The sequence below is a fragment of the Mesorhizobium sp. M0306 genome (genome assembly GCF_040321655.1).
GTDB lineage: Bacteria > Pseudomonadota > Alphaproteobacteria > Rhizobiales > Rhizobiaceae > Mesorhizobium.
On sequence record NZ_JAMYRY010000001.1, the window covers coordinates 404,109 to 425,796 of the forward strand.

Here is a 21,688-nt window from a genome sequence, read left to right on the forward strand (position 1 = left end):
TCAGCAGTGCTAGTCGATCAATAAGGGCAATCGATCAATACGGGCAGGCATTGTCCGACATGTAGTCGTGCACCTTGATGGTGCCGGCGATGATGTCGGCCTTGGCCTTTTCGACCGCTGCCTTCATCGCGTCGTCGACAAGCGCCTTGTTGTTGTCGTCCATGGCGTAGTCGACGCCGCCTTCCTTGAGGCCGAGATCGTTGACGCCGGCCGTGAACTTGCCGTCCTTGGCATCCATGAAGGTGTTGTAGACGGCAACGTCGACGCGCTTGACCATCGAGGTCAGCACCTTGCCGGGCTGCAGGCCGTTCTGATTGGAATCGACGCCGATGCCGAGTTTGCCGGCGTCGGCCGCTGCCTGCAGCACACCGACACCGGTGCCGCCTGCCGCTGCGTAGACCACGTCGGCGCCCTGGTCGATCTGCGTCTTGGCGATCTCGCCGCCCTTGGCCGGATCGTTCCAGGCTGCCGGCGTATCGCCGGTCATGTTCTGGATGACGTCAGTGGCGCCGGCCGCCTTGGCGCCGCCGACATAGCCGCAGCCAAACCTGCGGATCAGCGGAATGTCCATGCCGCCGACGAAGCCGACCTTCTTGGTCTTGGAAGCCATCGCCGCCATCACGCCGACGAGGTAGGAGCCTTCCTGCTCCTTGTAGACAAGGGAGCGGACATTGGGCTTGTCGACGACCATGTCGATGATGGCGAATTTGGTGTCGGGGAACTCGGTGGCGATCTTGTCCAGCGCGTCCGCCCAGGAAAAGCCCGCCATGACGATCGGATTGCGGCCGTCCTCGGCGAAACGGCGCAGCGCCTGCTCGCGCTGGGTGGCGTTGCTGACCTCGAATTCCACATAGGGGATGCCGGTCTCGGTCTTGAACTTTTCGGCGCCGTGGAAGGACGCCTCGTTGAACGACTTGTCGAACTTGCCGCCGAGATCGTAGAGGATCGCGGGTTGAATGTCCGCGGCGAAGGCCGGAAGAACCATTGCAGCTGCGGCCATAAGGCCGAGAACGATACGTTTCATGTGATCCACACCCCTGTCGGTTATTTGTCCATTATGCACCCTAATGCCGGCCCGGTTCTCCGGCAGGCACGCGGCGTCAGGCAGGAGTGTCTTCCTCCCGCTTCGGGCCAATCTGGCACGGCCCGAAACAAAATTCACGTGGAATTTTGACCCTTTGGAAAAGCGTGGCGCCGCATCGCTGCGCCACAGCACATTCCTTGCGTCAGGGGCGCAAAATCAGTCGGAGACGGCAGCCGGAATGGCGCAGGAGACGCCGGTTCCCTGCAGGCCGCAATAGCCATAGGGGTTCTTCGCCAGATATTGCTGGTGGTCTTCCTCGGCGAAGTAGAATTCCGGCGCCGGTGCGATCTCCGTGGTGATCTTGCCGCGTCCGGCGCCGCGCAGCGAAGCCTCGTAGGCATCGCGCGAGGCGATCGCAGCCTGGTACTGCGCGTCGTTGAACGTGTAGATCGCCGAACGGTAGGTGGTGCCGACGTCATTGCCCTGGCGCATGCCTTGGGTCGGGTCGTGACTTTCCCAGAACAGCTTCAAAAGCTCGGCATAGGACACGATCTTCGGATCGTAGACGACGAGCACGACTTCGGCATGGCCGGTAAGCCCGGTGCAGGTTTCCTGATAGGTCGGGTTGGGCGTGACGCCGCCGGCATAGCCGGCCGCCGTGACCCAGACGCCCTCGACCTGCCAGAACAGGCGCTCGGCGCCCCAGAAGCAGCCCAGGCCGAACATCGCCGTCTCCAGCCCTTCGGGATAGGGACCCTTGAGCGGCCTGTTCGAGACAAAATGCTTCGATGCCGTCGGGATCGGCCGGTCGCGGCCGGGCAGCGCCTCGGAGGGTTTCGGCAGGTTGAGCTTCTTGTTCAGCATGTCGCTGAGAAACATGTGTGGGTTCCTTTTCTTCTTGGTTGAGCCTCCCCGGTACGGGAACACCGGGTCAGGCTGGAATTTCAGGTCGCGGCGAACCGCCCGCTGGGGCGCTGCCGCCTGTAGCCGATGGCGTAAAGAATGAACGCCAGCACCGCGAACACGGCGAAGCCGGACTGGCTGAGCACCCAGGCGATGGCACCGTCCCACAGCAGCGGATTGACCTTGTCGCGGACGAAGCTTTCGAAGGCGCTGCGCGTATCCGGCGAGACCGCGAGCCAGCTGGTATTAAGCGGGGTCATCACCAGCGCCGAAGCCGCCACCGACCGGGTCGCATCGAGCACGGCCATGATGACCGAAACCGACAGCGCGACCATTGCAGCGAGACGAAAGACGAAGCGGAACATCCAGACCCTTCCTCCCCAGGAGATTATCAGAATGTCGTATCGGACTGTTAGATAGGATCTACTTGCTTCGCCTGCAATCGCGACACGCGAAGTTGAACCCGCGACCGCCGGTTCGCCGGAACCGGTGGCGCGCCGGACGGCGAGCACACCTCCGCCGCCCCTTTCGATAGGCTCCCAACGGGTGCTCCGGTAACATGGGGTGAGCATCCGTATGCGGCAAAGCGAATAGACTGTCGTTATGTCTTGGCATTCGGCACCGGATCGACTAGATGAGCCCCGCGCCTGTTGCTTTGACGGCTCAGGTGCGGGGAAAGGGTATCCGCTGGTTGACGGCGCCCACGGCCGGAATTCCGGGCCGGAATCCCAAGGGAGATGCATCTCCCCAACCCGCGCGGCGAAACCGACCGCGTCGAAAATGCTAAAAGGACGGAGAGGTGGCCGAGTGGTTGAAGGCGCACGCCTGGAAAGTGTGTTTACGGGAGACCGTAACGCGGGTTCGAATCCCGCTCTCTCCGCCAATCTAGGCAACTCCCTTCAACGTACTGAATGGATAGGGTTTTTCGGAGAGCCTTTCCAGGTCGGTGCCCCACATCGGTGCCCCAAGATCCTGTCGCTTCACTTCTGGCTGGGATAGAAGCTGTAAAGGGCAGATTCCAGCGCGGCCTTTCGCTCAAACCTCTAGCAGCCCGTTCACGGACAGCTTGCGGCCTCAGGCATCAACGTCTTAATGATGCAAGCTGGATGCCCACCGTTAATATTGCCATACTTTGTATCCGAGCCGTAGAACTGCTTACACCTGGCCAGGAGAAGTTGTCCCTTTAGCTCATTGTTGTTGCTGTCTATGAACGGACAAACTACGGTTCCATCGGCTGTAGGGAAGTCGCAGGAGACTTTTACCTCGCATTCCTTGAACCCCGCAGGAGCGGCAGCCGAAGGCCCAGGAATGGCAAGAAGCACTCCGCTTAACAATACGAACATACTCACTTTAGTCATGACATCCTCCCTTTTCCTAACTAGAATGTTGCAGTTTCTTTTCCCCGACTACCTAGTCTGCTTGCCAAGGTAACGATTGTTTTTGAGGTTTATGTCGGCAAGCGTCAGCTCACACTAATGCGGTGAGGGCCAGACACTTGAATCTACTAGATTCGCAGCGTCTTCAAGAATCCACCACCTGAGCAAGGATCCCCGAGGAATTCACGTAAGTGCCTACATCAGCAAAGTAAAATGAGACATCAGCCAATCATAGGCATTCTACGCTCGAATAACAGTATGCTCTGAAAACGCTGCCAAGGCAATGACTATGAGAACCAACACCAAAAGTTGTACGTCCACTATTCCGACCGAATTAATCAGGCCGGAGTACCCTTCGTGTCTTTGGGACCACACTTTACAGTGGCCGGTGGTTTGGGACAAAATAGTACGAAGGCTCACTTCGCCCCACGATGCTTCTCAGGCCGAAAATGGCATAGACGTACCCTCGGGCGTCCCAGCGCCTCTTGCTTTCGGTGACACCTTGAAGCCGCCCATACGCTCTTTCCTTTATCCATTCGGTCTTACCACTGCCCTCTCACTGCCATTTCGTGCAGCCCCGTATGTCGTCATGAGCGCGGCCGGGAGACTGCTGCCTTGAGGTCATCTAGTCGATAGGCGATGGCGGACCGCAAGGGAGTGGACATGAAGGAGAGGAGGGAGTGGGGCGAGCGCATCTACATATGCTGGGGGCAAGCGTACTATTTGGCCACCCGCATGAGTGGGAGCGATGGTTCTGTTCGCAATGGGAAGCATGGTGGGCCGGCTGGCGCAAGGCGAAGGTGTGAGGGGACCAACCCTGAATTGACGGCCTCATTTGACCACCACCGGAATTGACACCCCCTCGCGAGACTCGGCAAACTCGACCATAACCTTCTTGGCCACCTCGCAGTCTCGCGCCGCCACCATCACCCCATCATGCATCGGTAGGGCCGCTATCCCCATCTCCGCCAGTCGCAGCAAGACGGCAACCAAGATGCAGCTTTCAGTGAACATCAAGTCCAACGCGATGTCCCTACCGAAGAGCGGCACGAGGGCCGGGTGCTTATTACTAATCGCCGTCGCCAGCCTTCTTCCCGTCCAGCCCACCGGCAAGGCATCCTTCACGCCGCTCGGCAGGCGGGTCATTTCGTTGGAAGACGACAGCATGGCCGCGAAGCCAGCCTTCACGGCGGCACGATGCTCCTCCAAGCCGGGGATAGCATAGACGTCACCCTCAGGCGGTGCAGCCCCAAGTCGCGCATAGGCAAGCCGTGGGAACATGCTGGCGAAGTCGAGGTCGGCTATAGGCTCTCCGTTGATGCGCAGGTCTCCCCGCAGTCTCTTCGGTAAGGATTGCCAGAAGCCACCGTAGAGCCGGCCATGAAGGCGGAAGGTATGCGGGTCCCCGATGTCGCGCAGCAGGAAGCGGCGGGTTAGCCTGAAGCCAGCTTGGGGCTGGCCTTGAAGCTCGATGCGCTGGGTGGCGAGAAAGGTGTTGATTTCCTCCATCTCCCTCCGCAGTGAGCATGTCTCAGGGGTGTCCACATAGTCCACCAGTTGATAGGGGAGCTTGTGGCCAATGGCATCACGGCCCATCCTTGCGGTCAGCCATACGGTCTCCTCCCCCTCTGCTCTGCCAACCTCCGCCACTGTCCCCGCGAGCAAGGCATTAAGCAGGCTACCCGTTGCCTCTATGCCTGTCCTGCGCTTCTTGATGTGGGCTGGGTGCTTGAGCACTAGGCCCTGGGCGGCCATCGCATCGGTGACATGGGGGAGATGCCCCAAGCCCTTGCGGTCGTAGCGGGACAGGGAGGTGTGGCGCAGAGAGATGGCTAGACGGCTATGCTCGGGGTGACCTTGATGCATGGCTGCGAGGTTCGCCACTAGGCAGGACACGATGCTGGTCACCCTCTCCACCTGCTCCTGCTTGGGTCGCCTGATGCGGGCTTGATGTCCCTTGGCGGTGGCTTGGAGCACCTGCATGGTGATGGACTCAGTGAGTGCCTTGAGGTTCGGGCCTAGTGCCGTTGCCCAAGGATCAAACCAATGGTCGGAGGAGGAGAAGGGATCATCCATCAAAGCCCACCAATCTCTAAGCCGGCGTCCAGGGGCCTCTAAGCTGGGTTGACGGAGATGGGGCTGGGAAAGGCCTCTAGCCCCAAGCGCACCACCACGGGGCCGCCATAAGGGGAATGGGGGGAGCTAAGGCTTGAACATGCGCGTCCCCGAGATACCCGATCAAGTCACACGATGAAGTGGCCGCGAGTTTTCATTCTGCCGCCGCACGGTGCGATGGATGCAGGCCAAACCTTTCCACCTTCAGCTTAATGATTTCCGGAACTGCCACGCCAACAAGCGGATCGACAACCTTCCCCATGGCCTCACCGATTTTCCGCAGTACGAGCCCTGAGGAGCGAGGATAGGCATGGATCTCAATCGAAACGTCCTCGCCCTTGGGGTTCCACATCATCCACCGCCTATGGGTCCCACTTGCCAGCCGATGAGCAGCTTTCGCGGCCTGAACAATCTGGAACTCCTTAGTCCGATTGCTTGCGAAGTCGTCCTCAATAAGGGCCGCCACGGCGAGATAGATCGCCACCAGACGCTTTGCTGGTATCTCCGCGTCACTAAGCCGGGCGAACGCGATACGTGCCCTGCTGGCAGCATCCAGACCGCGAAGATTCATGGCGGGTTCGGCTCTGCCGGCTGTGGCGAGCAAGTAATCCATCTCTACCACGGTCGCGGCATCACGGCGAGTTGCTAGCCACTGGGAGGCGGCAACAAGATAAGGCTTCAATTCAGCAGCGCGGTACGTTCCGCGCCACTGCGAGCCGTGGCGAGATTTACGCTGAGCGTGGTATCGGCATAGATACCGCGACAACCCATTGCCCTGAGAGAGCATCGAGGGGCGGCCACACCCAGGTATAGAACAGGCGGAGCCGTCACTCTCGTGTCGCTGTGCTCGCTCTCCAGGATGGTTTCGCGCCCTCACGCTTCGTCTTGCCTCCATGCGCCACGGGCTCGCAGCGTTAGGCGCGCTATCGTGCTGTGATGAGGTTCAACACCATCGTCGATAAGCTGCATGCGGAGAGTGATCTGGCGTGAAGTAAGCACGTGGTGAATGCGCTTGAGAATATCTTGATTGGCAAGAGGTCCCTTGGAACCCTCCCAGCCCCGGGCGGCCTGTGCTTCAGCGTTCTGTCCAGCTCCTATCGCGTAGGTGCTGTTTGTGTAGCAGTTGATGGTTGACTTGGGCTGCACGCTCTCCAAAACGCCAGCTAGGCTGCCCAAGGTTGCTCTCTGAGCACTGCTCTTTCCTTCGCTTTTCCTGACCGGTTCGAATTTCTCCGGGGCATCGGACTTTGAGCGGATCAACCAGACCGCCGCAGACCGCACCTGCCCCCCGCTTCCTGATATCCAAGCGTCGAATTCGCCTGGTTCTGCGAAAATCGGCTGACCTTCAGGGTAGTGCCAATCTGTAGGTTTCATTTTGCGTTGTGACCTTCTCTTTCGGAAGCAGCGGTTAGATGCTGCACGATCCAGAAGTTGGAGGCGCGAAAGGCGGGTTTCAAGTATTTAGCAGAAATATATTTTGTTGTTACACCCTAACTTAAGAGTTTGTTACACCCACTTAAGACTAAAGTCAGCAACCTCGGGGAGATACTGTACTTTCAAGGGTAGTGGCGATAGCCGTCTATGCGTACCCTCGCCCAGCATCCAGCTTCGTCCCCACACTTGCCACCCACAGCTACCTTCGCCGGCGCGAGTCCCGGGCAGCTGCCTTGCATTGCGCTAACTGTTAGCTAGACTCGTTGCGTTCGCTGACGCGGCGTTCCGGGGTGTGGAAACCCTGAGTTCAAACATGGTGCCGAACACATCGGCGCCGATCCTCGACTTTTTCGGTCGGGGAGCCTGTGGCGTATGTCCAGGTTCTCCGGAACTAAAGGCCGCAGGAACCGGAACTCGGTTTTCCAACTCCCCGATCAGGGGTCATGAGGAGGCTGTCTGCGGGGGCGTACCGCAGGCGTTTGCCTCTCTAGGGGAACCAATGTCGTCAAAAGCGCTCCGGGCACCAAGCAGCGCCACAGCAACCGACCGCTATCGAACATTCCGAGGGCGGGAGCCGGCAAGGTGGCTAGCTGAATTCCGAGAAGCGGGCTGGCCCGATACAGCAGCAGCGGCCGTAACGAGCTTTCTAATGGGAGCACGACCGCTTCCTCCAGGCTGGAAGGAGGAGATGGTGCCTGCTGCATCCGGGCAGGCCGAAGCTATCGCATCGAGTGCCGCCGCGACCATTGCGGCGCAAATCGCTGCCCTAGAGCCACGGCCTGCACAGGGTTATCTTGCTGAGAGCAGGTCGCCTAGGAACAAGACGGCTCTCGTGATTGCACTCGGGCTGTCGACCGTCGCCGTCATCGTGGTGTTTCGCGCGGTCGGCACGATGGAGTATCGCCGGTCAGTCAATCACTACTGCATGTCGGGGCCGGCCTCGCGCTGTCCAGACTATCCACGTATTCCCGGAAAGTTCTCATATGAAATTGATCCCGACGTCCCTGCCGGCCCTTGACCTCATACGGGTTCGCTACTCCATGTCCGGCACGTCGCCACCACAAAGAGCGTCGTCGGTTCGCCGTACTCTCCTGGCAAGGGTTGGCATCACGTGTCCACGCAATGACTCCGGCATGCTTACCCGCTAGGCCCTTCGCGGTCCTTATAGCCCGGTCCTCGGTCTGCTGCTCGGCAGGCCCAAAGACAGGCTGAAGGTCGCCCGTCTCATCGCGGTCGAAGGCGGTGACGACGATTAGCTTGGGCGCCCTCTGCTGCGGAAGGATGCTGTCCGACATGCTATCGTCTCCCGTTCCCTATCGCTCGGTAACCGAGGGGGCGGGCCAGGTCTTTGGCCGGAGCCTGACGGACAGGGTTGCTCCGGCTCGGCGGACCAATCGGAACGGTCCCGACTATGGGCACCATCGGCGCGGCCTGCTGCGGGTCCTTCCGCTTGGCCTTTAGCTCCGTGATTTCCTCATCGCGTCTAGCGATCCGGCTTTCCAGGTTGGCAATGCGCTCGGTCAGCAAGTAGCGGCCGACCAAGAAGCCGCCACCTCCAAACAGTACGGCAAACGTCGCAAAGGCAGCCGGGTTCGCGATGACCAGCGCCGAGTTGGCTTCTAGGAACTCAATAAGGTCATGCATGGGGCGTTGTGGTCCACAGTCTCTCACCCCGAGCGGGGCGGCGAGTCGTCGTAGCTTACGTGCACAAGCCCCGGATGCCGATGAGCGAGTGCGAGGATTTGGGTCTCAAGTTCGCAGTTGTAGGCCATGAGCGCTTTGACGGTCTCTAGGGGGCTCTCGTAGCGAGCGATGAGCTTCTCCGCCTCCGAGTGCAGCTCGGCCTTGGCTTCGGCGTCTAGGTGCATGATGCCCATCGGGGTGCCTCCTAACGTCTTGCCCGTCGCGGCGCCGAGAGTTCGTCAAGGCGGTCCTGAAGGTGGCCATTGAGCACGATCATTTCCTTGAGCGCTTTTACCGCGTCCCCCTTGTGCTGAGCAATGAACTTGTCGGCGATTGACTGGAGAGCGGCTTCTTGGCGGCTGTCCAGCTTCACAATGTGGTCCATGGCGATAACTCCAAACGCTTGATGAGAGGCAGTGAACAAAAACGGAACAAAATTGTCAAGCCAGAATTGACTCTGCGAGGACTGTGTTCCTATTTGGCGATGAGTGGGGCGGTTACTCATAGGCATGGAGAGCCGCGATGGGCAGACGGAAAAGCCGGTATGAAAGGCTATCCGCACGTGACGCGGAGGCGATCATTTTGGACGCGCTTAGCCTTCGAAAGACGCTGATGGCGGCACAGGTGCATCTCAATGCAAGTGGCCCGTTGTTCTGGCAACTTTGCGGGCTCGTCGAGAAATTGCACGAGGTGCTCGCCACGGTCGCCGAGAAAGAGCCCGACTACCGGGCAGGGCATCTTGGCCTGCTTCCGCTGCCTGAGGACTACTCGACACGGAAGTGATCAATGGCCGGGCCAATGGACAGCGTTGGACGGGCCGCAAAGGCCAACATGCTGCTAATCGTCGAGTGCGGCCATTGCTATCATGTGGGTCGGTTTAAGGCGAACGATGTGGCCAAGGTGGTGGGATGGAACAAGCCGCTAGAGGCCATCAAGTTTAAATGCAAACGGTGCAGTCGAACGGACACGAAGGTGAAGACGCAGTTCATCGATCAGGACCATCCGCCGAAGGGCTACATTTGGGTTTTACAGAAAGCGAGAAGCTAGAACAGCGAGCCTTGAGCGGGCGGAGGCACTTGAGTGGGAACCTTGATCTGTGTGGCAGGCTTCTCGACAATCACGAGGGCGTCATCCGGCGCTGTGCGCTGTAGCTGTTTCGCCTCCGACCAGGGGGCACTTAGCCACATCTCCGTTTCCTCTTGCGTGGTTAAAATTACCGGCATCGCCTTCTCATGGATCGGCGCAATGAGGGCGTTGGGCTTGGTGGTCAGGAAGCCATAGACCTCATGATCACCAGGGCCTTCCTTGACCTTGCGGACTCCAGTCCAGCGCGTCCACAGGCCGGCGAAGAAGAACAGCGGGCGGTCCTCGTTAAGGGCGAACCAAAAGTTGCGCTGAATGCCGCCCGTCTCGGGGTCCTTGTCGCCGGGCGCAGGGCTGGGCTCCGCGAAGCTCGTCACCGGCACAACACAGCGATGCTCGACGCCGACATACTGCTGCCAATGGCCGTACTGCGGATTGCGGATGTTCGTCGTGCCAGGGTCGGCGTTGCCCTTCACCCGTTCCAGCGGCGTCGGCATCCCCCAGCGCAGATTGGCAAGTTCGCGGGTGCCGTCCTGCGCATTGCGGACGACCGGGCCAAACTGGTTTGGATAGATATCAATGGACGGCTCAAGGTTGCCAAGGATGTCCCGCAAGGCGCGGGTCCACTGGCGAATGGCCTCTTGCGACGTGGTGATGTTGTAGAGGTTGCACATCGCATCTAGCTTCGACTTTTACCTCGGATTTCACGAACTCGCGATCCTGGCACAACTATGACAGCCCCATCACTAGCGCAAAAAACGGCGTAGTCTGAGGTGAACAAAACTACAACGGCGTCATACAGAATACGATCATCCAGATAAACGGTTTCCTTGAATCGTGCATCGTTCTTCACGTACTGGCCAAAATACACTCCGCAGAGTGTCATGAATAATAGCATAAAAAACAAATCTCCCATCACCCTTCTAGGATTTGCGTGATAGAAGTCTTGGCCAAATCTAGACAATCTGTACATTAGATATATTGCAAATACAACCAGTAATATAAAGATAACACGCTCGCCTATTCTATTCTTACCGCTTGTGTGATCGAAATAAAATTGAAGCCCCATATAAGCCGCGAAAGCACCGCAAAAAAGCAGTCCAGTTATTATTCTCCTCCTACTAGAAATGTCAGATTTAAAAAGGTCCAGTAAGAAGTAAGCGTAGCTATCAGCTGCCCATGTAAATCCGAGAAGGAAGACCGTTATCACTAGTCCGATCTTCACGAGGTCGGAATATTGCACCAGCCATATAAGCCCACTTCCAAAGACACTTAGATATCCTGAGGTGAATAACGCGGCGGTCATTACTGCTAACACAAATGCTGCAGCGGACATGACTGCAAAATTTGTCGTTGCGAAATCCATCGCCTTCGTAAACCTGGAGTTCGACAAGTCGGCCACAAGCGCTCCAACGACAATCATAATTCTGATACCAGGATAGATACATAGCTGATTCTTAGCGCCCGGCCAGATTGGTCTTAAGAGCTATGCCCTGAACTATTAGGGTTTTGGCATTGGGGTGCTCCGCCAGAATCCGAAAGACCGACGCCCGGCTAATCCGTAGAGCGGTCACGATATCGCCGGCTGATTTACCTTCAGCCCTTAGGCGCAGCACCTCCTGTGCCTTGGCGCGGGCAGTAGGCTGCCTACCAGCATACTTACCGTCCGCCTTGGCTTTCGCGATCCCCTCGCGTTGCCGTTCAAGCATTAGCTCCCGTTCGAATTCGGCGATTGATCCCAGTAGGTTCAACATGAGCTTCCCTGTCGGAGTGGCGGTGTCGAGGTTCATTGCCAGAATACGGAGCCCTGCCCCCTTTGCCTTCAGAGCCACAGTGATCGACACGAGGTCGGCCACAGAGCGTGCTAGCCGGTCCAGCTTGGTCACAACCAACGTGTCGCCCTCCCGCACCCATTCAAGGACGGCAGCAAGCTGGGGTCGATTGGTCGCAACAGAGGAAATTTCTTCGCGAAATACCTTGGTGCATCCCGCTTGCTCAAGGTCGCGAAGCTGGGCCTCAAGGCCTGCCTTTTGGTCAGTGGTGGAGGTGCGGGCGTAGCCGACTAGTGCGGACGTGGACATGACATTGGGTCTCCCATTGGCGTTCATGTGAGACTATTATGTGAGACAGAAGGCGAGAATGTCAAGCGACCATTCATATGAGACTGTCTGGACGGCTATATGGCAGACTCACATGGGCTTGCCCTAGTGATACAGTGATACTTCTGCCGCTTGGGGTGAGTGCCGCAACTTCATTCTTATGGTCCGTGCTAGCCCAACACTACGGCCCTCCCGAAGCAATGCGCGTCTAGAGCAGCCATAGTAAGATGACGTTGACAGCGACAATATAAGGCGCCACCATTGCGCTTAGTGGGGGAGATGGCTTGCAAGACGTTGCATCCGACTTAATTGCGAACATTGAGGGATACCAACAGCTTCTGACAACCTTGTCATTAGGGGTGTCGGCTGGTGCGTTTGCGCTTTTGTGTCAGATCATTTTTCACAATGCGCAGAATGATAATCGAATATTCCTGAAACGCAGCTGGCTAGTATTCGCAGCCATCGTTGCGCAATTCTTCTCAATTGTTTTTGGCGTCATGACAAAAAGCGTACTTGTATCGGCTGTCCCAGCGCTTCATGCAATCGCATGGGGCTCGAAATCTGCGACCGTCTATCTCAAGGACGCTGGCCTTGAAAACATCATGAACTGGGCCGCGATGCAGGTTGTGTTCTTTGGAATTGGTATGCTGCTGCTCCTAGTAGTCCTTCTATCTAACACACATCAGCTTCGAAACCGCTAAGGGGCCTAGCTAAATGGATCGTCGTGGTTTGCTGCTGTCGGCCATCGGAATTGCGGCCGCAGTCAGTTCGTCACCTGCTGTGGGCCAGACACAAATTCGCGAACCGCTCGACCTAGATGCCTTCGCTAAGAGCATCTTCGAACCCAAAGTTCTCGGCAACATTTTTGTTGACGTGGAGTTTGTGCACAGTTGGCGAACCCAAGTGGCCCCTCGCGGCTATGAGAGCAGCGCAGAATGGGAACAGCGTGCGACAGCGAATAGAGGAGAGGTGTGGAAGTATCTACAGGACAAGTCGGTGCAGGGCATATTAACGCGATCGGATGCCCTTTTCTCCTACGAGAAAACGGGCCTTTCTGTTTTCGAAAAAAGTAAGGATGACTTTGACCGGTTCCTTATGCAGATCGGGGTCGAGCCCTCCGGCTTGTCCGCCCATCGAATTCTCACATCCCTTCGAGCCTACTCACTGTTGAACGCAGCTGCGTTCGGGGATGATGTTACCAGCAAGGCGCAGGAGTCATTCTTCTGGCCATTCTGTTGAAGTCCGTAGCGCAATCACATCGTCATAAGGCTACGCCGACCACCACAAGTGTCCGCCACGGCGGGCACAAAGCCGGCAAAACGCGGCGGCGATAGGGGGCACGGGGGGAATGGTCGTCGACGCCCTCACGAGATGGTGTCTCGAATATCTGACCCAAAATTTGATTGGGCGACTGTCACCGTTCACGCAAGAGCAGCTTTATGTCAGCCAAAAGCTCAAGGTCGACTTTGTCACCTAGCAGCGGTCGTAGACTTCTCTCTGTCGCTTTGCCAAGCAGTTGGACAAGTTCGCCCGAAAAATCAAACGGTGGTTCCGCCCTCTTTCTTTCACCCATCAATGTCCAAAATGGGTTTGCAATCGCTTCGTTCCGATTAGGTTGACGTTCACGCGAGTAGGCAAGCACCCCCGGAGCCTTCAGGTGAACCCTACCGAATTTGCAGAACCAAGCTTCGACGGCCCCCCGATCGTTCTTGTTATCAATGTGATCGAGAAGCGTTTTTATGACTGTAATGTCTTTGTGCTTTTCCACGTGGTCGAAAATGCCGACCGCTATCTGATGAATTATTTTGCGTTCCTCTGATTTGGTGGGTTTTCGACCGCCCTTGGCGCGAGCACTGTCTGCCGAAAACTTCTTTTCCAGCTTAGCCAGGTCGTCCGGCAGATTTATGCGGCGCTCTCGCTTGAGGCTAGCAAGCAATCGAAACAGGGGCCTTTCGTGATCTAGTCGGCTCATCGTTTCCTATCTTACCAACACTCTTGGACGTTAGTCGTTCAGGATGATCTCGGCGCTGTGGTCGAGGCGCGACTTGACGGCCTCCCAGCCCGGCATGGCACGCGTGAGAAGGCGGAAGAACTCGGGGCTGTGATTGTGTTCTCTGAGATGGCAAAGCTCGTGGGTGATGACGTAATCGATCGCCTCGCGTGGGGCTTTGACCAAGAACGGATTGAGCGTGACCGAGCCGCCCGTCGCGCAGCTTCCCCATTGCCGCTTCATGTCGAGCAGCCGGAAAGGCGGCGGCCCCTGGACCCAGGGCAGTGCCTTTGAAATTGCCTCGATGCGACCGGCGAAATAGTCCCGCGCCTTGACGCGATACCAGGCCCGCAAGCGGGCCCGGAGCGCCGCCTTGTCGGTGTTGTCCGTCGCGACGATGAGGAGGCCATGCTTCAGCTTGATTGACCGCTCTGCCTTGGGCACCTGCATTACCTTCAGGACATGGCGGCGGCCGAGATAGAGCGCCTGCTCGCCGCTGACATATTGCCGTGGCAGCACATATTCGAAGCGTTTCCTGGCATCGGTGACATGCCGGAGAACCCAGCGGGCGCGTTTCATTACGGCTTTGCGGATGGCTTCCTCGCTGGCGTCCTCGGGAGCCTCGACCTCGACGGCACCATCGGGATGGACATGGATGGCAATGCGCTCGCGCCGCACTGGGTTGACCCGCACGGCGTAGGCGATGTTCTGGTCGCCATAACGCAGCGTCGACATGTTACGCTCAGAGAGTGCCACGGGAGGCTCCCAGGCGTACGATCTCGACGATGTGGTCTACCAGCGCCCCGGCCTTGTCCAGCCCACCCAGCGCCTTGAAATAGCGCGGCAGGAGCCTGGTCCTGATGTCGGCCTCGATGTTCGCCGGGTTGATCGAGAACGTCGCCACGGCGTTGCTCACGATCCCATCGATGTGGAAGGCCTCATCCACCAGCCAGTCCTCACCCCTATCCCGCGCGACCTCGCCCAGCACGATCGGGAACAGACCGAAATAGGCCTGCGCGTGGGGATTATCCGGGAATCGATCGGGGACATGGGGATTGGCCCGCATCCTCGCCTTCTCCTCAAGGTCCTTGAAAAGGATGTATTGCTTGTGCGGGTGATCGAACAGGGATTCCGCCTCCTTGATCGCTTGCCGTAACAGGTCAGAGAAGACCGCCTGTGCATAAGGATCATCGGCGAGCGTCTGTTCGATTGTCTTGGTCAGTCGTGTCTTGATGACATCGGTCTCGGCGCGGGCCTTATCGTCGCTCCACCCTGACGCGTCATAGCCGGCCTGCTTTTGATCCGTGAAGCCGGTGAGGTCGATGACGCCTTCCGACTCCTTGATCTCGACACCGACGACCTGCTTGTCGACCAGCTTGCGTATCTGCTCCTCGTAAGCCGAGAAGTCGACCGTCTCCATGGCATCTTGCTTGGCCTGGATGCGCAGCTCGGTGAAGAACTTCAGGTCCTTCTTGTAGCCGGCAATCGTCGCCTCGCTGAAGGAGCCGTCCTCGAAGAAGGCGCGTGAGGAAAGGGCGAGCTTAAGGCACATGCCGAACTCGGTCAGCGCGGCATAGAAATCCTCGCGCACTTTCTGATTGCGATCGTAGCTAACGCCCTCTTCGCCAAGAACCGAGTCCGGGGTTAAGACCAGGCGGAACTGCTCGCGGTCACCCTTGTTCTTCACGCCGACGAAGATTGCCCATAGCGAGGCGTGGAGGCCTGGCAGGCGCTTGTATTCGGTCGAGACGCTGGCGAAGGTGCCTTCGATGTCTTCAATGTCGTAGCCGCCCTGGGTGCGCTCGGCGAGGTCCTGGTAGTCCTTCAGCGACGTGTCGAGTTCCATCAGGATGCCGCGATAGTCGATCAGGAAGCCGAACTGCTTGGCCTCGTGAAGGCGGTTCACTCGCGCGATGGCCTGGAGCAGATTGTGCTCCTTGAGATATTTGTCGATGTAGAGCACCGCGTTGCGCGGCTCGTCGAAGCCGGTCAGCAGCTTATCGACGACGATGAGGATGTCGGGCTCACCCGGTGTGCCGAAATCGTCGATGACGCGCCGCTCATATCCCTCTGCATCGTTGCCCACATTGGCTGCCCACCATTTCTGGACTTCAGGGGTCTTCGCCTCGTCGGTGTCCTCATGGCCTTCGCGGGTGTCGGGCGGCGAGATGATGACGGCGCTGGTGACAACGCCCGTGGCATCGAGTGCCTGCTTATAGCGGATCGCGGAGAGCTTGCTGTCGGTCGCCAGCTGCGCCTTTAGCCCGGTGCCAAGCTCCTTGAAGTTCTGCGAGAAGTGTGTGGCGATGTCCCAGGCGATGAGGTCGATGCGGTTGCCGGCTCGGTAGACGATGCCACGGGTGGCGAACTTCTTCTTCAGATCGGATTGCTGCTTGCCGGAAAGCCCTGTGGTGATCTTGTCAAACCATTTGTCGATGGCCTCGGCATTCACGTCGACCACCGGCCGGCGCTCCTCGTAGAGCAGCGGCGTGACCGTCCCATCCTCCACCGCCCGCTGCATCGTATAGGCGTGGAGGATCGGCCCGAACTTGTTCTGCGTCTTGTCGTCTTTCAGCAGCGGCGTCCCTGTGAAAGCGATGAAGGCGGCGTTGGGCAGCGCCTTGCGCATCCGCTCATGGTTTTCGCCGCCATGGCTGCGGTGCCCCTCGTCGACCAGCACGATGAGGTCTTCGGACGCGTTGTGGCACTCCTTAAAGCGTGTCGCCGAATTGAACTTTTGCAGCAGCGTGAACATGATGCGCTCGGTGCCGGAGCCGATGCGCTGCGCTAAGTCGCGACCTGACGACGCCTTGGCGTTCTCACCGCCCTTCTTAGTCGCCACCGCAGAGCCGAAAGCACCGCCCGCCATGAAGGTGGTCGACAGTTGGCGCTCTAGGTCGACCCGGTCGGTGATGACGATGATGCGGCAGCGGGCAAGTGCGTCGTGGATCAGCAGCGCCTTGAGCAGAAAGACCATGGTGAAGGACTTGCCCGAGCCGGTGGTGTGCCAGATGACGCCGCCCTCGCGCCCGCCATCGCGGTTGCGCTTCTCCATCCGCGCCAGCATCGCCTTGATGCCGAAGACCTGCGGGTAGCGGGCGGCGATCTTGCCGAGCTTGCGATCGAAAAGGAGGAAGTAGCGGATGAACTCCAGAAGGCGATCGGGCCGCAACAGGCTGACGATGAGCCGATCTTGTCCGGTCGTGGCGACGGGTTTCGACCACAGGCCATCGAAGAAAGCGCTGACATGGGGCGGCCGTTCGGCGAACAGGGCGGAGTGCTGCTGCGGCGTCAGTTTGGCGTTGACCATCGCGTCGATCGAGGCGGCGGAAATGTCCTCCTCGCGCCACAGCGACCAGAATTTGGCAGGGGTCTCGGTGGTGGCGTATTTGCCGTCCTGCCCAGAGATGGAGAGAAGGAGCTGGGCATAGGCATAGAGGGCGGGAACGCCGTCAGGCTTCTGGTTGCGGAGATGCTGCGAGACGCCCTCGGCCAGCATCAGCTTTTCGGCATGGCTACCGGTCGGGCGCTTGGCTTCGATAACAGCCAGCGGGATGCCGTTGACATAGAGCACGATGTCGGGACGGAATCGTCCATGCCCACCCTCCCGTTGAACCGAAAACTCCTCGGTGACCTGGAGGCGGTTTCTCGCAGGGTCCGCGAAGTCGACCAGCGGCACGGTGACGGAATGCTTGTGCCCGTCCGGCATCAACTCGGACACGGTGACGCCAAGGATGAGATGCTTCCAAACCCGCTCGTTGGCCGGCGTGAGGCCCTCATTGAGGCCGGTGTCATTGAGTGCCTTCAGTACCTGGGCGACACCGGTGGTGGAGAGCGCATGGCTCGCGCCGCGATAGGCAAAGCGCCAGACCGAGATATGGTCGCGCAGCACCGCATCGAGCAACACCGCCCGTTCTCCCCCGCGCAATCCCAGGCACTCCTGCGGCGATAGGTAGGACCAGCCAAGCTTTAGTAAGAGGGTGAGCGCCGGGACCTTTGCCTGGGTTTCCTCGTCAGTCCTTGGGCGCTCGGGGGCATTCATCTCACACGGTTACTCGTCTCTTCCCTGTTAGCAGTTCCCGCATAAGGGCAGCTTTTTCCACCTTCAGCAGCTCTAATTGCCTTCTCAATGATTGGAGTTCATCGTCAGCAGTTGAAAGGATTTCGGAGATTTTGTTTCTCTCCGCGCTTGGAGGGTAAGCAAACACGAATTTCCGCAAGTCACTGCCGTTTATCGAGTTGATCGTCGCGCCGAGATTTTGGCTCACATGCCGCCTAAAAACAGCGGAGCAAATCAGCTGATAGGCAAACTCTGGCTCAGTCGGTCGAAACAATGCCATGAAGGCCCCGTGAGCAACGCCAGTGGTCTCTTTCGAGATTTTGGCCGCCTTCCCGATTAGATTCCGACTGCCGTTCCTCACACAAATGAGGACGTCGCCGAAGCGGGTAAGTTTGTTCTCGGGAAGCTTCAAATTGACGTAGACCGTGTCGACTAACGAAATGGACCCGCCTTGAACATTCGATGAGCGGAGAACAAGTAGGCCCTGCCCGTCTTTAACCACATCGCTTGGGGAATACGTTAGGCCCGAAATCAACTCCCCCATCTGCCCCAACTCGACATCCGGCCAAGTACTCCCTTCATATCCTTTCAGTCGCCGTTTGCCCGTAAGCAATTGCCCCATGAGGGCCCGCTTCTGCGCCTCTGCATTTGCAAGCAGGTTCTCGTTGGTCTCGATGGCAGCGTCCCAAGTCGAAAGGATGTCGGCGATCTTCTTCTGTTCGGCGAGCGGAGGGACGAGAGCCGAGATTCGATGTAGGTCGTTGCGATTAACACCCGGCACACTGGTCTTATCACTGTATTTTTCAAAATCTACGGTTTGCAGAAAGTAGTATGCGAAGCGCTTATCGTTGCCATGAAAGTCTCTCACCCAAAGCGACGTGTTGAGCGGCCAGTGATCCTCCTCAACATAGAATACCTCGCCTATTGAACCGTATCGCCCGGTTACAATTCCCGGCCCTTTTACTCTTGGCTCAGAATGCGTACCGGAGCGCCCGCTTGAGGAAATAATTGGATAAAGGCCTGGCTCTCTTTGTGATGCTGGAAGATCGAATCCCCTCTGAAGTTCTGTCACTTCTCCCAGCGTCCGGCGCTGCCATCCTTCAGGAACCATAGCCAAGTTCCCGAAGATATCCTTCCATCTTATCTTCAAGTTCGGCAAGTTCGGCGTTCAGCTTCAGTCGCTCCGCCCGCGCGGTCATCAGGTTTATCTCCTCATCCGCCTTGAAAGTGTCGACATAGCGCGGGACATTGAGATTGAAGTCGTTGTTGGCGATCTCTTTCGCTGTCGCCAGATAGGCGTATTTGTCAATCGAGACGCGGTCATCGAAAGCCGCCAAAACCTTAAGAAACTGCTCCTCGCCCAGCCGATTCTGGTTGGCGTCCGCCTCGTAGTCGCGGCTGGCATCGATGAAGAGCACGGTGTCATCGGGCTTCTTCTTGCGGAAGATGAGGATGGCTGCGGGGATGCCTGTACCGAAGAACAGCTTTTCGGGCAGGCCTATGACCGAATCTAGAAGGTTCTCCTCGATGAGCTTGCGGCGGATTTCGCCCTCGCTCGATCCCCGGAACAGGACGCCGTGCGGCACGACGACTGCCATGCGGCCAGTGCGCGGCTTCATCGTCTCGATCATGTGCAGGATGAAGGCATAGTCGCCCTTGGTCTTTGGCGGGAGGCCCCGGCGGAAGCGGCCGAAGGGATCGGCTGCGGCCTTCTCCGATCCCCATTTGTCGAGGCTGAAGGGCGGGTTGGCAACGACGACATCGAAATGGCGCAGCCGGTCTTCCGCCGTGCGTAGCTTGGGGTTGCCGATGGTGTCGCCCCATTCGATCTGGTGATTGGTCTCGCCATGCAAGAACATGTTCATCTTGGCCAGCGCCCAGGTCGAACCGATCGCCTCCTGGCCATAGAGTGCATACTTTCTGGAGCCGGTGTGCCTGGTGATCTCCTGGCCGCACTTCATCAGCAGCGAGCCCGAGCCGCATGTCGGATCGCAGATGTCGTCGCCTTCCTGTGGCTCGACCAGTCGCGCCATAAGGGTCGAGACTTCGGCGGGGGTGTAGAATTCGCCCGCCTTCTTGCCCGCAGAGGCCGCAAAGCGGGAGATAAGATATTCGTAAGCGCCGCCAATGATGTCGAGGCTGCCGACACGGCTTGGCCTCAGGTCCAGGCTGTCCTTGGCGAAATCCTCCAGCAGCATCCGCAGAATGTCATTCTTCTGCTCCTCGTCCCCCAACTTATTCGCGTTGAAGGAGATGTCCTGGAACACGTCGCGTAGCTTGTTGCCGTTCGCCTCTTCGATGGCATGAAGCGCGGTGTCGATTCGCTCGCCATTGCCGGCCTTGTGGCGGTCGCGGTGAAGATCATAGAAGCCCGCACCCTTCGGCAGCACGAACTGCTCATTCTTCATCAGCGCTTCAATGAGATCGGGATGGTCGCCATGCTCCTTGCGGTAGGTCTCGTAGTGGTCCTTCCAGACATCGGAGATGTATTTCAGGAACAGCATGGTCAGCACGTAGTCCTTGTAGACCGACGCGTCGACCGTGCCCCTGAAGGTGTCGCAGGCAGCCCACGCCGCCTTGTTGATTTCCGCCTGTGTGACGCGACTAGCCGCCATGATGCCTCCGTTGAATCGATTCGTCCGAAATTGGCCGTTTGGCCCACCCGATGCAATCGGGAAAGGGCTCTACCCCCCGGCCATACATTGAACCATTTCATCCACCCCGATTTGCCAAGCGCTAGAGCCTGTGACATGTCCCGGTTTCAATATCTCGATCTTTCGGCTATTCCTCCGAGCTCTAAAGGGGGAGAGTGCTATGGCGGATTCCGACGAGATTGTCGCTTTGAGAGAGAGAGTGATAAAACTAGAAAATTTGCTTGGTCATCTTATTGACAATTGGTCATCTTTTGGTCATCTTATTGACAATGAGAAGCTAATTATTGACAATGAGAAGCTAACTAGCCGCGATCGAGCCGTTATCAGGAGCTATGTGACGGGGAATGAACCTCCTGAGGAGGCATTCGATGATGCAGATTTATACGCCAGAGCGGTGGTAGATCGGCGCGTACGAGCCAAGGTAAAAAAGCCATCTAGAACAGAACGGTTGGAGAATTCCGTAAAAGATATCTCGGAACGACAGGCAAATTTGCAAACCGAGTTCCAGACGTTCAATTTTGAAAAAACCTCGGAAATTAAAACCCTCTCAGAAAGCTCTTCGCAGACCGGGCGGGATATGAGGCTCTGGTTTTCTGTGCAATCCCTAGGTCTAGACACGTCCTTGTTGTCGCTGCCGCGCTACTTCCCAATTCGAATCTTCCTCGAAGAGTCTCCATCTCCCGCAGTCCAAGGTTTAAGGGACGAAATCACTAAGCTTCTCGACGCCTTCGGTGCTGAAGTTGCTGATGAATTTCCACCGGTTATAGGGTCGTTCTTTCAGACATTTACCGGCCGCTTCAAAAATGCTCTGCGGAGCAAAGAGGCGAAAGAGCGATATGCCAAGATCGAAAAAGCGCTCGAACTACAGGTTCTAGGAAAGATTCAGGCGGACATAAATCTGAAGGCCTCAGAAGCCTTCGCAAACGTTGCAAGAGCGTTGGAAAACTCAGGAAACGCATCGATCCAAATTGGTTCAATGATCTACGAGCAAGTTGTGGACGAGAGCGGCCGACATGTACGTTCCCGCGAACTGACGCTAGCAGAAATGATCGAGATTGAAAATCGCGATAAGCTCAAGGCGGCCGTCACGGTCGATGCAAAGTTCGATTTCAAACAGCTGCCAGAGGTGCGCGAATTGCCGGCTCCAGATAGGAGTTCGCAGCCCGGCAGCCCTGAGAGACTGCGACTTAGGGCACCTGAGAAGTGAGCCGACATATTAATTGCGATCGCGGCAGGGGTTTTTAAGAAAAGGTCGGATTGGCAGCTG

The 21,688-nt window shown here is 57.8% G+C and carries 22 protein-coding genes, 1 tRNA gene and 1 pseudogene; 5 read left to right on the top strand and 19 right to left on the bottom strand.

Features of this window, described 5'->3' with window-relative positions; translation table 11 throughout:
- Positions 1-34: 34 nt before the first annotated feature.
- From NKI95_RS02020 to NKI95_RS02030, 3 genes are all read right to left on the bottom strand, one after another.
- A complete protein-coding gene (locus tag NKI95_RS02020; RefSeq protein ID WP_292657345.1) occupies positions 35-1,024 on the bottom strand; it encodes a BMP family lipoprotein in 990 nt (329 codons plus the stop codon).
- 216 nt (positions 1,025-1,240) lie between these two features.
- Entirely contained in the window at positions 1,241-1,903 is a 663-nt protein-coding gene (gene msrA / locus NKI95_RS02025) for a peptide-methionine (S)-S-oxide reductase MsrA (protein WP_352713679.1), read from the bottom strand.
- Positions 1,904-1,968: 65 nt separating this feature from the next.
- Positions 1,969-2,292: a hypothetical protein gene (locus tag NKI95_RS02030; protein WP_352713682.1), complete on the bottom strand. Its 324-nt coding sequence runs from the start codon at positions 2,290-2,292 to the stop codon at positions 1,969-1,971.
- Between the two features lie 428 nt (positions 2,293-2,720).
- On the opposite strand from NKI95_RS02030, the gene NKI95_RS02035 reads away from it, so the two are divergent.
- Positions 2,721-2,810, top strand: a tRNA-Ser gene (locus tag NKI95_RS02035).
- Between the two features lie 172 nt (positions 2,811-2,982).
- Here the strand turns inward: NKI95_RS02035 and NKI95_RS02040 are convergent.
- The 8 genes and pseudogenes from NKI95_RS02040 to NKI95_RS02075 all read right to left on the bottom strand — a co-directional run bounded on the left by NKI95_RS02040 (position 2,983) and on the right by NKI95_RS02075 (position 8,920).
- On the bottom strand, positions 2,983-3,285 hold the full coding sequence (locus NKI95_RS02040; RefSeq protein ID WP_352713685.1) for a hypothetical protein: 303 nt from the start codon (positions 3,283-3,285) through the stop codon (positions 2,983-2,985).
- An 849-nt stretch (positions 3,286-4,134) separates the two neighbouring features.
- The gene (locus NKI95_RS02045) at positions 4,135-5,379 is read right to left on the bottom strand and encodes a hypothetical protein (RefSeq protein ID WP_352713688.1); all 1,245 of its coding nucleotides are present in this window, start codon (positions 5,377-5,379) and stop codon (positions 4,135-4,137) included.
- Positions 5,380-5,572: 193 nt separating this feature from the next.
- Positions 5,573-6,031, bottom strand: a complete 459-nt coding sequence (locus NKI95_RS02050) for a hypothetical protein (RefSeq protein ID WP_352713691.1) — start codon at positions 6,029-6,031, stop codon at positions 5,573-5,575.
- Positions 6,032-6,291: 260 nt separating this feature from the next.
- Positions 6,292-6,792: an RNase H family protein gene (locus NKI95_RS02055; RefSeq protein ID WP_352713692.1), complete on the bottom strand. Its 501-nt coding sequence runs from the start codon at positions 6,790-6,792 to the stop codon at positions 6,292-6,294.
- 1,093 nt (positions 6,793-7,885) lie between these two features.
- Positions 7,886-8,147 (bottom strand): annotated as a pseudogene (locus NKI95_RS02060) (hypothetical protein).
- A gap of 1 nt (position 8,148) precedes the next feature.
- The gene (locus tag NKI95_RS02065) at positions 8,149-8,496 is read right to left on the bottom strand and encodes a hypothetical protein (protein WP_352713694.1); all 348 of its coding nucleotides are present in this window, start codon (positions 8,494-8,496) and stop codon (positions 8,149-8,151) included.
- A gap of 23 nt (positions 8,497-8,519) precedes the next feature.
- Positions 8,520-8,729: a hypothetical protein gene (locus NKI95_RS02070; RefSeq protein ID WP_352713696.1), complete on the bottom strand. Its 210-nt coding sequence runs from the start codon at positions 8,727-8,729 to the stop codon at positions 8,520-8,522.
- Between the two features lie 11 nt (positions 8,730-8,740).
- Positions 8,741-8,920, bottom strand: coding sequence for a hypothetical protein (locus NKI95_RS02075; protein ID WP_352713698.1), 180 nt, complete (start codon positions 8,918-8,920; stop codon positions 8,741-8,743).
- Between the two features lie 137 nt (positions 8,921-9,057).
- On the opposite strand from NKI95_RS02075, the gene NKI95_RS02080 reads away from it, so the two are divergent.
- Positions 9,058-9,318, top strand: a complete 261-nt coding sequence (locus tag NKI95_RS02080; RefSeq protein WP_352713700.1) for a hypothetical protein — start codon at positions 9,058-9,060, stop codon at positions 9,316-9,318.
- A gap of 260 nt (positions 9,319-9,578) precedes the next feature.
- On the opposite strand, the gene NKI95_RS02085 is transcribed toward NKI95_RS02080, so the two are convergent.
- From NKI95_RS02085 to NKI95_RS02095, 3 genes are read right to left on the bottom strand one after another with little or no spacing between them, the layout of a single operon-like run.
- Positions 9,579-10,292 carry an SOS response-associated peptidase gene (locus tag NKI95_RS02085; RefSeq protein WP_352713703.1) on the bottom strand — a complete coding sequence of 238 codons (714 nt, stop codon included), beginning with the start codon at positions 10,290-10,292 and terminating at the stop codon, positions 9,579-9,581.
- A 5-nt stretch (positions 10,293-10,297) separates the two neighbouring features.
- Positions 10,298-11,020: a hypothetical protein gene (locus tag NKI95_RS02090; protein ID WP_352713705.1), complete on the bottom strand. Its 723-nt coding sequence runs from the start codon at positions 11,018-11,020 to the stop codon at positions 10,298-10,300.
- Between the two features lie 55 nt (positions 11,021-11,075).
- Positions 11,076-11,726, bottom strand: coding sequence for a recombinase family protein (locus NKI95_RS02095; protein WP_502909098.1), 651 nt, complete (start codon positions 11,724-11,726; stop codon positions 11,076-11,078).
- A gap of 275 nt (positions 11,727-12,001) precedes the next feature.
- Between NKI95_RS02095 and NKI95_RS02100 the strand changes: the two genes are divergently transcribed.
- Both NKI95_RS02100 and NKI95_RS02105 read left to right on the top strand, forming a co-directional pair.
- A complete protein-coding gene (locus NKI95_RS02100) occupies positions 12,002-12,418 on the top strand; it encodes a hypothetical protein (RefSeq protein ID WP_352713711.1) in 417 nt (138 codons plus the stop codon).
- A 13-nt stretch (positions 12,419-12,431) separates the two neighbouring features.
- Positions 12,432-12,956: a hypothetical protein gene (locus NKI95_RS02105; RefSeq protein ID WP_352713714.1), complete on the top strand. Its 525-nt coding sequence runs from the start codon at positions 12,432-12,434 to the stop codon at positions 12,954-12,956.
- A 175-nt stretch (positions 12,957-13,131) separates the two neighbouring features.
- On the opposite strand, the gene NKI95_RS02110 is transcribed toward NKI95_RS02105, so the two are convergent.
- The 5 genes from NKI95_RS02110 to NKI95_RS02130 are packed head-to-tail and all read right to left on the bottom strand — an operon-like array spanning position 13,132 to position 20,382.
- Positions 13,132-13,689, bottom strand: a complete 558-nt coding sequence (locus tag NKI95_RS02110; RefSeq protein ID WP_352713717.1) for a hypothetical protein — start codon at positions 13,687-13,689, stop codon at positions 13,132-13,134.
- 30 nt (positions 13,690-13,719) lie between these two features.
- Positions 13,720-14,463, bottom strand: coding sequence for a M48 family metallopeptidase (locus NKI95_RS02115; RefSeq protein WP_352713720.1), 744 nt, complete (start codon positions 14,461-14,463; stop codon positions 13,720-13,722).
- Positions 14,450-17,749 carry a type I restriction endonuclease subunit R gene (locus NKI95_RS02120; RefSeq protein ID WP_352713723.1) on the bottom strand — a complete coding sequence of 1,100 codons (3,300 nt, stop codon included), beginning with the start codon at positions 17,747-17,749 and terminating at the stop codon, positions 14,450-14,452. Before NKI95_RS02120 ends, NKI95_RS02115 begins: the two co-directional genes overlap by 14 nt.
- Position 17,750: 1 nt before the next feature.
- Positions 17,751-18,878 carry a restriction endonuclease subunit S gene (locus NKI95_RS02125; protein WP_352713725.1) on the bottom strand — a complete coding sequence of 376 codons (1,128 nt, stop codon included), beginning with the start codon at positions 18,876-18,878 and terminating at the stop codon, positions 17,751-17,753.
- The gene (locus NKI95_RS02130) at positions 18,868-20,382 is read right to left on the bottom strand and encodes a type I restriction-modification system subunit M (RefSeq protein WP_352713728.1); all 1,515 of its coding nucleotides are present in this window, start codon (positions 20,380-20,382) and stop codon (positions 18,868-18,870) included. The genes NKI95_RS02125 and NKI95_RS02130 overlap by 11 nt, the downstream gene beginning before the upstream one ends.
- Before the next feature lie 199 nt (positions 20,383-20,581).
- Here NKI95_RS02130 and NKI95_RS02135 point away from each other — a divergent pair, with 199 nt between their 5' ends.
- Positions 20,582-21,628 carry a hypothetical protein gene (locus NKI95_RS02135; protein WP_352713731.1) on the top strand — a complete coding sequence of 349 codons (1,047 nt, stop codon included), beginning with the start codon at positions 20,582-20,584 and terminating at the stop codon, positions 21,626-21,628.
- Positions 21,629-21,688: the final 60 nt, after the last annotated feature.